This window comes from Tenacibaculum sp. 1_MG-2023 (genome assembly GCF_030547425.1).
GTDB lineage: Bacteria > Bacteroidota > Bacteroidia > Flavobacteriales > Flavobacteriaceae > Polaribacter.
The window spans coordinates 1-11,127 of record NZ_JAUORH010000028.1 but is presented as its reverse complement, the minus strand read 5'-3'; the positions used below and the strand labels follow the sequence as shown (position 1 = coordinate 11,127).

Here is an 11,127-nt window from a genome sequence, read left to right as displayed (position 1 = left end):
ATGAAAGAGATAAGAAACTATATTTTACCATTAATTTTTATAATGGTATTTCAGAATAATTGGGGACAACAGACGGCTTTGTATCCAGAGTATAATTACAATCCGTTTATTATAAACTCAGCGTATGCAGGAATGTCTGATGGAGCAGAAATTACACTTAGTAATTATGGTTATATAAATAGTATTGAAGGAAGTCCAAAAACATTGTCATTAAGCTTTCACACTCCCATTGCAAGAAAAAAAATGGGAATAGGTGGGGCTATTGTAAGAGATAAAATAGGGGTAAGTACTTATACAAATGCGTATGCTGCATATTCGTATAAAATATTTTTTGATACAGAGATTGATAGACCATATTGGCAGCATTATAACGAACATGTAATATCGTTTGGATTAACAGCAGGGGTACAACAGTTTAATGAGAACCTGTTAGAGTTAGGTATTACAGACGATATAGAATTTTCAGAAAACATGAATGTAACCGTGCCAACCGTAGGTATTGGTTTTTTATATAACCATGCAGATTTTTATGCTGGAGTTTCGTTGCCAAACCTTTTAGGAGATAAATTAGCGTCTAGAGATGATTTAAATATATCAAATCCTGTTTATGGTTATTTCGGGTATCGCTTTTTTACCAATCGATTTGAGGAAGTAATGATTAAACCTAGTGTTTTCTTAAAGTATGAAGGTGGAGCACCTATGCAGATTGACGCAAATGTTGCTGTTAACTATAAAAACAAATTTGAAATAGGTACTGGTTACCGAAGTAGTTCATCAATTAATTTTTTAGCGGGTATTTATGCTCTAAAAAACTTAAAATTTGTGTACTTCTATAATGCAGGATTTAGTGATTCTGTGTTAGGAAATAGTCATGGTATTGTTTTTTCGTATGTCTTTGGAAAAAAACGCAGGTACTAAAGTTAATATAGAGTTATCTAAAACTCCAATTTTTATAATTAGCAGAAGTCTCTAGTTGCTTTTCAATAGTATCAGGTAATTCAGGGAAGAAATCAATACCTGTTTTTTGCTCTAATTTATCAATAGAAACTACAAATTCAGATAGAGGTTTGTTGCTTTCTTTGTGAGGAAGTAAAAAAGCGATAGCTTTAATTTCAGGTTGCGTATAATCTAATAAAACTTTATAAAAATAATTAGGAACACTTACTTTTTCCTTTCCTATAGTTTTCAAGTTAGGTTCTAAAACACCACCAGTAACAACATACAAGTGATTATACTTTTTTGCCCAATAACGAGTTTTTTGCTCTAGTTTATTCCAAATACCAGCATTAAATTCATGGTTTTGAGGAGAAATGTTTGAAGTGTAAAAAGTTTCATCATGAGCACTTTTAGAGGCACGTCTATCACCAGCAGGACATAAATGCCCTTTGTCATAACCAGATCTTTTATAATTTCTCCAATCTGCAGATTTTGTCTTCACTTTGGGGTCTACAATAAAAAATGGACGCTTACGATTGGTATAAACTATATCACTTTTATCTAAAGGATAAGCAACCCATTCAGCTTGCTCATGCTTTTCACTATACGATAACTGGTAGCCATTATGCTTTATAATGACCCCAGTTGTTGAGGTAGGAAAGTAATTGAAGTTATTAGCTTTATTACTGGCTGTTTTTGTTGTAGGTTCAGAAGAGTTCTTAGCTTCTTCTTTTTGTTGTAACCAATACCCCACAAGTAAAGCAACAATGGTAATAACAACCTTTATTTTCCTAGAAGTACTCATTTAATTACTTAAAACGATTTCTTTAAAATCTTCAGTTTTTTCAACTTCGTTAAAAATCTCTTGAAATTTAACAGGAGGTACTGTTAGTTTACGCTTAACCAAATCTAACCAAGCACCATAAACAGTGATAATTGCAGAGAGTTTACCTGCTTGATTAAAAACTTCATGTTGAATTTTCCATCGTTCTCCTTTGTTAGATAACCCTGTAACTTTTAGGTTTACAGTAATATCTTCACCCATGTGTATTTCACGTAAAAATTTGGTATTTTCTTCAAATAAAATAGGACCAACTTTTTCCTTAGTAAAATCTTGAACAGTTACATTATGCTCTTTAAAAAAACGTAAACGTAATTCAGCAGTATAATCATTGTATGCGGTATGACGCATGTGTATGTTGGCATCAAAATCTGCCCACCTTGTTTTAAACTCAACACTAAAACTCATATCAAAAAAATTTAAGAAAGCGAATTTACAAATTTTAAGCTTTCACATCCAAAGCATCACGAAGTGTATTTCCAATTAGCATAAATGCCATTACCAAACTCATAATAGCAACTCCAGGAATAAGAGCTAAATAAGGTTTTCCAAGAATAATGTAGTTGTAGTGATTTTTAATCATAGCACCCCAAGAAGGAGTAGGAGGTTGGGCTCCAATACCTAAAAAACTCAATCCGCTTTCAATTAAAATTGCAGCTGCGAAATTTGCGGCGGAAATTACAATGATAGGAGCTAAGATATTTGGTAAAATATGCTTGAAAATAATTCTAAAATCAGAAAACCCCAGGGCTTTGGCAGCTTCAACATATTGTTGTTGTTTGGTGGTGATGACTTGACCTCTAACTACACGTGCAACCTCTACCCACATGGTTAGCCCTACAGCAATAAAAACTTGCCAAAAGCCTTTGCCCAAAGCTAAAGTGATGGCAATAACAAGTAAAAGAGTTGGAATAGACCAAGTGATATTGATAATCCACATAATAAAATCATCCATCTTTCCACCAAAATAGCCTGCAATAGCTCCAATAGGAATTCCTATTAAAAGAGAAATAAACACAGCTATAAATCCAATAAAAAAAGAAATTCGAGCACCAATCAACAATCTACTTAATAAGTCACGACCATATTTATCAGTTCCTAAATAAAATGTTTTTTGTTGAATGTATTGTTCGTAAGAAGTAGGAAACTCTTTTGGTAAACCATCGGAGTATTTAATAACTTCTAACTGATTGTTTTTAACAGAAAATGATTTTATAGGAATTTCTGTTACTGAATGTTGTTTTCCATTCATAAAAACAGAAAACCAAGATTGTTGGTTTTTTACTTCTGAAGGAATGCTTAATAGTTGCACAGAAAAACCAGGAGGTTTCGAGTGGATTTCTAAATGCATTTGATTGGCAGAATTACTATTGTCAGGAGCTAAAACATAACAAAAAACAGCAATAAAACCGCATAAAATAATATACCCAAAACTAAACATACCTGTTTTACTACGTTTAAATTTTTGGATGGCTATTTGCCATAAAGATGTACCTGTATTATTATTCACTCTTTTGTGTTTCTTTCAAGTTATTGATATCAATACTTGATGGATTTTGAAAAACTTCCAAATCAAAATATTTTACAGAAGCTAAAATATGATCAAAAATATTTGCCATAACTCGTTCGTAATCAACCCAATTCTTTTCTCTACTAAAGGCATAAATTTCTAATGGAATTCCATTAGGAGTAGGTTCTAACTGACGAGACATTAATAACATATCTTGATTTATTTTTGGATGATTTTCAATGTATTTATCCAAGTAAATTCTAAAAGACCCAAAATTGGTTAAGTTTCTACCGTTTAGAATTACCGATTTATCTACATTGTTTTCTTCGTTGTATTTTTTTACTTCTTTGCTACTTTTTTCAATATAGTCAGAAATTAACTCAATCTTTTTAAAACGCTCAATATCTTCATGGGTAAGAAAGTGAATGCTATTTATTTTAATTAAGATAGATCGTTTTATACGTCTACCACCCGAAGTATTCATTGTTCTCCAGTTCTTAAAAGAATCGGATGTTAAGTAATACGTAGGAATGCTAGATATTGTATTGTCAAAATTTCTAATAATTACAGAAGTAAGGTTAATTTCAACCACATCGCCATCGGCACCATATTTTTCCATGGTAATCCAATCCCCAATTCTAACAGTATCATTTATTGCAACCTGAATACTTGATACAAAACCAAGAATGGTATCTTTAAAAATTAATAATAATACTGCTGAAAAAGCTCCTAATGCTGTTAAGAATCTAATTAAAGGCTTTCCTGTTAACACAGAAAAAGAAGAAATAGCAGCAATTAGCCACATTATTACCATAAAAATTTGCACGTAGCTTTCTAAAGGTTTGTCTTTGAAGGCATTGGTGGTGCGAAGAAAATCTTTAACACTTAATAAAATACTGCGGATAAACCAAACAATTGCAAAAATGATAGCAATCGTAGCTATACGTTCAGAGTAAGTAAACAAATTAGGGAAATGAACTAGAATGTCTTTTAAAAAATTAAAGATAATAGTTAGTATAACAATTCTAGATAGATTTAAAAATGCTTTGTTTTTAATAAGCATATCATCAAAACTAGTTGATGTTTTTGCGGCCATCTTATTAACTGTTTTTTTACCAACATACCTAAAAACCTTAAATAAGATATAACCTAAAATTCCAAATACAATCAGGTTTGCAAATAAATTTAGATAAGTGGCAAGTGTTTCAGAAAGCGAAAAATGCTCTTTAAAAATTCTATAAAAAAACTCGTTCAACATAGTAGTGTTAGGTTAAAATTCTGTGATTTCTTCTCCCATTTTTAAGCCGAATTTTTTTCTAAACCAATATACAGCAGCATACAAAACAGGAGTGTCTAAAGCTGCTATAATGACTTTGAATAAAAAACCGCTAAGTAAAAGGCTGCCAAAAATACTCCAAGGAAGTATTTTAAAAGAACTCAATAAAAATAATACGGTAAAAGTATCTATAAATTGTGACAAAAAGGTAGAAAAATTATTACGAAGCCATAAATGTTTTCCTTTCGTTAGTTTTTTCCAAAAATGAAAGATACGAATATCTATAAATTGAGCAGCCAAATAAGCTAACATAGAAGCTAATACTGCCAAAGGAGAAAGACCAAAAACTTTGGTAAAAGTTTCGTCGCCAATAGGAGAGTTGTCAATTGCAGGAGCATAATCAGCAACTAGAATAATTAACATAGAAAAAAAGGAAGCAAAAATACCTGCTACAACAACTTGATTCGCTTTTTTCTTACCGTAAATTTCAGAAAGAATATCGGTAATTAAAAAAGTAATAGGGTAAGGAAGAATTCCAACAGATACTTCAAAACGAAATAAATTATAGGGTTCCCAATAAAAAAACTTTTGAAAAATTAGGTTTGAAGTTACCAAAGAGGCTATAAATAACGAAGCTAAAACTAGGTAAATAAGTTGCGCTTGAGATTTTTGTTGTACAGTCATAAAACGAAGATAGTAATTTTAAAAGTTGTATGTTTGCAGGGTTAAATAAACAACAAAACAAACAAATGAAAGCGTATATTTTTCCAGGTCAAGGAGCACAATTTACAGGGATGGGATTAGACTTATATGAAAATTCTCCATTAGCTCAAGAACTTTTTGAAAAAGCAAATACTATATTAGGGTTTAGTATTACCGACGTAATGTTTGAAGGTACTGCTGAAGAATTAAAACAAACCAAAGTAACACAACCAGCTATCTTTTTACATTCAGTAATTTTAGCAAAGGTTTTAGGAGATGATTTTAAACCAGAAATGGTTGCAGGTCATTCTTTAGGAGAATTATCAGCATTAGTAGCGAATGGTGTGTTATCTTTTGAAGATGGATTAAAATTAGTTTCAAAACGTGCTTTAGCAATGCAAAAAGCATGTGAAATTCAACCATCTACCATGGCTGCTGTATTAGGATTAGAAGAAGCTGTAGTTGAAGATGTTTGTGCTTCAATTGATGGAGTAGTAGTAGCAGCAAATTATAACTGTCCAGGGCAATTAGTAATTTCTGGTGAAGTTAAAGCAGTTGAACAAGCGTGTGAAGTATTAAAAGAAAAAGGCGCAAAAAGAGCGCTACTTTTACCTGTAGGAGGAGCATTTCATTCACCAATGATGGAGCCAGCTCGTGAAGAGTTAGCAGCAGCTATTGAAGAAACTACATTTAACGAACCTACTTGTCCAGTATATCAAAATGTAATAGCAAAAGCAGTAACGAACTCTGCTGAAATTAAAGAAAACTTGATAGCGCAATTAACAGCTCCTGTAAGATGGACACAATGTGTGCAAGCAATGATTGCTGATGGTGGTACTGAATTTGTTGAAGTTGGTCCTGGTAAAGTATTACAAGGGTTAATGCGTAAGATTGATAGAAGTGTAGCTGCTAGTGGCGCTTCTTTAGCATAAATAGTAGATACAAAAAATATAATATAGAAAATCCCGCTCTTTATGGAGCGGGATTTTTGTTTCGTGAAAAAGAGAACTATTATTTAGCTAAGACACAATCCTCGCAGTCTTTAACTTCACCATAATAGGTTTCTCTGTATTTGTGTACCGTTTCTAACGGTATAATGTTTAAAAACATTTTTTTAATGTAAGTAACATTAGTATGTAGCTTACCCATTTTTCTTGAAAATCGTTTTTCTAAACGTGTTTCTCTTTTAATTTTAATCAATTTCATTATTCTAGTATCATTTAATTAGGGTACAAAACTAAAAAGCTTAAAGCGTGATGTCAATTAATAAACGTTAAAACATTAAAAATCAGTTAATAAATGTGTGTTCTTGAATTAGGAGTGTGCTATTTTAAGAATATGATAATAGGAAGTGAAAATAATTCAAAAATTAAAGGTGTTAAAATTCATTTTTTGACGAAAATGAGTGAAAAATCACTCAAAATTGATTGAAAATAATCAAAAATGAGTGATTTTAATGTTTTTTGTAAGAAACGACTAGTTTCTAATATCTAGCGTTTTAAATATTTGTGCTTTTTTTGGAGCTAAAAGAATTAAATAGATTAATAAGATTACTCCTAAGAGCAAAAAGTCTGGTTTTAAAATTAAAATTAAAAAACAAGCACCTTCAATAATAGCCCATCTTACTATAGAAGCAGTTTGATAAATCGCAAATTTTTCCTCATTACTAGCATCTTTTTGTATTTTGTTTAACATGTTTTTAAACATGAAGTTACTAGCAACATAAGCTATTGCAGGAATAAAAGCATACAATAAAGATGAGTTATCAATAACCATGTTGAACATAATCTTGAAATCACCCAAAATTGTAAAAGCAAGAGTAACTCCAGCAACTAAAGCAAGGTGAATAATTTTTAACGTTTTAATTTTTTGATCCATTGAAATTTCAATTCAAATTATTGAATAAAGTTATTTACAGTTTTCGTAATAAACGCTAATTGCTCTTCATCTAACTCTGTATGCATTGGCAATGAAATAACTTCTTCAATTAATTGATTCGTTACAGTAAAATTGTCTTCATTATACCTTTCATCTTGATATGCTTTTTGAGCATGTAACGGAACAGGATAATAAATAGCATTTGGAATTCCGTTATCTAATAAATGTTGGTGTAGTTCATTACGTTTTCCGTTAGTAATTCTCAATGTATATTGATGGAAAACATGCGTAGTAAAATCGCTAATAGTTGGTGTGATAATATTTGGGTTGTTAGCAAATGTAGCAGAATAATATTCCGCAGCTTTTCTACGCGCATCACAATAGCTGTCTAATAAAGGCAATTTAGCCTTTAATACAGCTGCTTGAATAGAGTCTAAACGAGAGTTTACTCCAACAACATCGTGGTAGTAACGTTTGTACATTCCATGGTTAACCATTCCGCGAAGCGTATGAGCTAATTCATCATTATTAGTAAAAATAGCTCCACCATCACCATAGCAACCTAAGTTTTTAGAAGGGAAGAAAGAAGTTGTTCCTACATTTCCAATAGTTCCTGCTTTTTTCTTAGTTCCATTTTTAAAAGTATAATCTGCTCCAATAGCTTGGGCATTATCTTCAATAACAAATAAGTTATGTGCTGCTGCAACCTCTAAAATAGCTTCCATATTAGCACATTGACCAAACAAATGTACAGGAACAATCGCTTTTGTTTTAGGCGTAATAGCCTTTTTCAAAGCTTCAATGTCAATATTAAAAGTATCTGGTTCAACATCAACTAAAACAGGAGTTAACTTTAATAATCCAATCACTTCAACAGTTGCAGCAAATGTAAAATCAGCAGTAATTACTTCATCTCCTTGTTCCAAACCTAAGCCCATCATGGCTATTTGCAAAGCATCGGTACCATTAGCACATGGAATTACATGCTTAACGCCTAAATAGTTCTCTAAATCAACTTGAAAATCACGAACATAAGGTCCGTTAATATATGCTGAAGAATTTAGAATTTCTTGAATTGAAGTGTCAACTGTATTTTTTATTTTTTGATATTGACCTTGTAAGTCAACCATTTGAATTTTTCTCATTTTGACATGATTTTATAAACATCAAAAATACAAACTATCTTTCATTGTTTCGAGGTCTTTAGGTAAAATAATATATATTAATAATTTTAAAATTTAACAGATATATTTAAAACAAGAAAGATGAAGTATCGTTATTTTTACCAAAGACTATTAATTAATGAAAGAATCTAAACGTAAAATAGCTTTTAAGGTTTTAGTAGGGTATGCTACCCTATCTGTTTTAGCAGTTATTTCAGGAATCTTGTTGTTTTCTGAAATAAAAACATATATAGAAATACAAAAGCAAGGTGTTTCCGATAGAAATAATATTATCCAAACTGGAGGGTTAATTGCTGATATATATGAAAATGAAAATTTAGGGAGAGCTGCTATTCAGTTGAACTCTTATAAACGATATAATGAGTATGTTACTGAGAATAAGTTGTTGCTAAAAAAGATTGATTCACTTAACTTTATAGCAAAAGACGTATCAAAAACATCTATTTTAGATAGTATTAAGTTAGTTTTAAATAAAAAGAGAAAAAACATAACCAGTTTAAGAAGATTAAACCAAAGAAATGCTTCAGAAAAATCAATCAACGAAGCTATAGACAAGTTAGGGTCTATAGACTCACTACTCGGAAAAGGTTCAGTAAAAGACCTTGTTGATAACCCAGAGGTTTTTAATAAAAAAACAGGGTTAAGTTTAGAAAGGTATCTAAAGTTATTTGATAAAGAAGGTGAAGAAAAACCAGTTAATGCTAAAGAACAGAAGCAAATAGATTCTTTAGTTTCTGCTTCTAAAGAAATACTTCAAAAAGCACAAAGAGAAACAAGCACTAAGCGAAGGTTTTTAAGAATAAAAGAAAGGGAGTTAATTGAAAATGATATCACAATTTCGAGAAAGTTACGGGAGGTTTTAAGTGTACTAGAAAGAGATGTTATTTTTAACGCGAACCAAGCTCATAAAAAACATGAAGAAACACTTGGACGTAGTAGAAATATAATTCTATTTGCTACAGGGGTTGGCTTTATTATAATTGTACTTTTCTCAATAATAATTTTAAATGATTTTTGGAGGAGTCAACATTATAGGCAAGAATTAGAAAATGCGAATGCAGTTACTTCTTCGCTTTTAAAAAGTAGGGAACAACTAATATCTATGGTGAGTCATGATTTAAGAACTCCCTTAAGCACAATTACTGGTTTTAGCGAGTTATTACAAAAATCAATTGCTAATACAAAAGAGAAAAATTATGTGGTGCATATACAAAACGCCTCAGTATATATGGGGCAGCTTGTCGGCGATCTTTTAGAGTTTTCTAAATTAGAAAATAGTAAAATAACTATTGAAGCTATCCCTTTTGATTTAAAGAGAAATATAGAAGAAGTAGCTAATAGTGCTAAAAACCTTGTTCAGAACAAGCCAGTTTTAGTAAATGTAAATCATGACGAAAAACTAAATTCACTAATTATTAGTGATCCTTTTAGAATAAAACAGATACTATATAATTTAGTAACTAATGCATGTAAGTTTACAAAAGAAGGCTCAATAACAATAAAGAGTAGATTAAGAAGCGCAAAAGAAAAAAAACATATAGAAATCACAGTAATTGATACAGGGGTTGGAATAGGAAAAGATGAACAAGAAAAAGTTTTTAAAGAATTTACGCAAGCACATGAAAAAGAGAACGGACAAAATGGGTTTGGATTAGGTTTGACCATTTCTAGAAGACTAGCAGAGCTTTTAGGTGGATCTTTAACTTTACAAAGTAGTTTAGGAAAAGGTAGTACATTTTCACTGTTTGTACCTATCACTTTTGCTGAAGAGAAATCAAATAAAAAAGGGATAAGCCCACAAAATGAAAGCCTTAATATTCATGCTGTAGTGGTAGAAGATGACACTTCTTTGAGAGTGCTTTTAAAAAATGTTTTAGAAGGGTTGGGTGTGAAGGTAGCCTCTTTTAGTAACGCACAAGAAGCGCTAAGTAATATTGATAACATTACGTATGATTTAGTGCTAACTGATATACAGCTTCCAAAAATGAACGGTATTCATTTTATGGAAACCTTAAAAAAACATAACTCTTATAAAGGTCAGCCTATTATAGCAATGACAGGAAGAGCAAACTTATCGGAAAGTGAATATGTTAAAAATGGTTTTTCAGATGCTTTAATTAAACCGTTTCACTCTAAAAGATTGAAAGAAATTTTACAGCGATTTTTTGATTTTAAACCTCATGAAAAGGATGTGGTTATTAGCAAGATTGACAACAAAAGAACAAGTAGCTTTGATATTACCTCTTTGAAAATGTTTTTGAATAATGACGAAGTAGAGATAAAGAAAACATTAAAATCCTTTTTAAAAGATACCGAAGAGAATTTATTGCTATTAAAAGAATTAGTGAATAACAATGATGTACAGGGGTTTAATGACGTTAGTCATAAAATGCTGGGAATGTTCAAGCAGTTAAAAGCTACTAAATTAATCACTTTTTTAGAGAATTTTGAGGTGGATAAAGAAATAAATAAAGCCTCATGGAAAGATTTTGAAAAAGAGTTAGATGTTTTTTTAATTGAAGTGAAAAAATACCTTAATTAATTTTTAAAGACTATAAGAACAATTTAATCAGTAGTAGTCTTTGTTTAGCTAAGATTGTTAAGTTTTTTTGAGAAAATACTTTAAAAAAAAGCAACAATTTTTTGTGTAAAAAATTTGGAAGTAAGAAAACGATAACATATTTTCGTGCCACATAAGGCAATATTTGTTATCTTCTTTCTTCTTATAGAATGGCGCCAAGAAATAAAAAAAGAGAAGGTTTTATATTGTTTAAAGCTTTCTCTTTTTTTTATTGAGAAA

Annotated in this window: 11 protein-coding genes; 3 read left to right on the top strand and 8 right to left on the bottom strand. The window is 30.8% G+C overall.

From position 1 onward, the window contains the following. Positions 1–918, top strand: coding sequence for a PorP/SprF family type IX secretion system membrane protein (locus Q4517_RS14385; protein WP_303510820.1), 918 nt, complete (start codon positions 1–3; stop codon positions 916–918). Between the two features lie 13 nt (positions 919–931). On the opposite strand, the gene Q4517_RS14380 is transcribed toward Q4517_RS14385, so the two are convergent. Genes Q4517_RS14380 through Q4517_RS14360 form a run of 5 tightly spaced genes read right to left on the bottom strand, consistent with a single transcriptional unit; the run spans position 932 to position 5,247 of the window. Then, entirely contained in the window at positions 932–1,741 is an 810-nt protein-coding gene (locus Q4517_RS14380; RefSeq protein ID WP_303510819.1) for a DNA/RNA non-specific endonuclease, read from the bottom strand. Continuing rightward, the gene (locus Q4517_RS14375; RefSeq protein WP_303510816.1) at positions 1,742–2,185 is read right to left on the bottom strand and encodes a thioesterase family protein; all 444 of its coding nucleotides are present in this window, start codon (positions 2,183–2,185) and stop codon (positions 1,742–1,744) included. It abuts the gene before it with no gap. Positions 2,186–2,219: 34 nt separating this feature from the next. Beyond that, positions 2,220–3,287 (bottom strand): ABC transporter permease, encoded by a 1,068-nt coding sequence (locus Q4517_RS14370; protein WP_303510814.1) that lies wholly within the window; start codon positions 3,285–3,287, stop codon positions 2,220–2,222. Further along, entirely contained in the window at positions 3,280–4,545 is a 1,266-nt protein-coding gene (locus Q4517_RS14365) for a mechanosensitive ion channel family protein (protein ID WP_303510812.1), read from the bottom strand. Before Q4517_RS14365 ends, Q4517_RS14370 begins: the two co-directional genes overlap by 8 nt. Positions 4,546–4,557: 12 nt before the next feature. After that, complete coding sequence (locus Q4517_RS14360; RefSeq protein ID WP_303510811.1) at positions 4,558–5,247, bottom strand: queuosine precursor transporter; 690 nt, start codon at positions 5,245–5,247, stop codon at positions 4,558–4,560. 65 nt (positions 5,248–5,312) lie between these two features. Here Q4517_RS14360 and fabD point away from each other — a divergent pair, with 65 nt between their 5' ends. Beyond that, positions 5,313–6,197, top strand: a complete 885-nt coding sequence (gene fabD / locus Q4517_RS14355) for an ACP S-malonyltransferase (RefSeq protein WP_303510810.1) — start codon at positions 5,313–5,315, stop codon at positions 6,195–6,197. Positions 6,198–6,276: 79 nt separating this feature from the next. Here the strand turns inward: fabD and Q4517_RS14350 are convergent, their stop codons facing one another. The 3 genes from Q4517_RS14350 to Q4517_RS14340 form a co-directional block, all read right to left on the bottom strand. Beyond that, positions 6,277–6,471 carry a hypothetical protein gene (locus tag Q4517_RS14350; RefSeq protein WP_028891267.1) on the bottom strand — a complete coding sequence of 65 codons (195 nt, stop codon included), beginning with the start codon at positions 6,469–6,471 and terminating at the stop codon, positions 6,277–6,279. A 270-nt stretch (positions 6,472–6,741) separates the two neighbouring features. After that, the gene (locus Q4517_RS14345; protein ID WP_303510806.1) at positions 6,742–7,143 is read right to left on the bottom strand and encodes an MFS transporter; all 402 of its coding nucleotides are present in this window, start codon (positions 7,141–7,143) and stop codon (positions 6,742–6,744) included. A 17-nt stretch (positions 7,144–7,160) separates the two neighbouring features. Then, the gene (locus tag Q4517_RS14340) at positions 7,161–8,288 is read right to left on the bottom strand and encodes a DegT/DnrJ/EryC1/StrS aminotransferase family protein (RefSeq protein ID WP_303510805.1); all 1,128 of its coding nucleotides are present in this window, start codon (positions 8,286–8,288) and stop codon (positions 7,161–7,163) included. Between the two features lie 157 nt (positions 8,289–8,445). Here Q4517_RS14340 and Q4517_RS14335 point away from each other — a divergent pair, with 157 nt between their 5' ends. Further along, the gene (locus tag Q4517_RS14335; protein ID WP_303510802.1) at positions 8,446–10,869 is read left to right on the top strand and encodes an ATP-binding protein; all 2,424 of its coding nucleotides are present in this window, start codon (positions 8,446–8,448) and stop codon (positions 10,867–10,869) included. Positions 10,870–11,127: the final 258 nt, after the last annotated feature.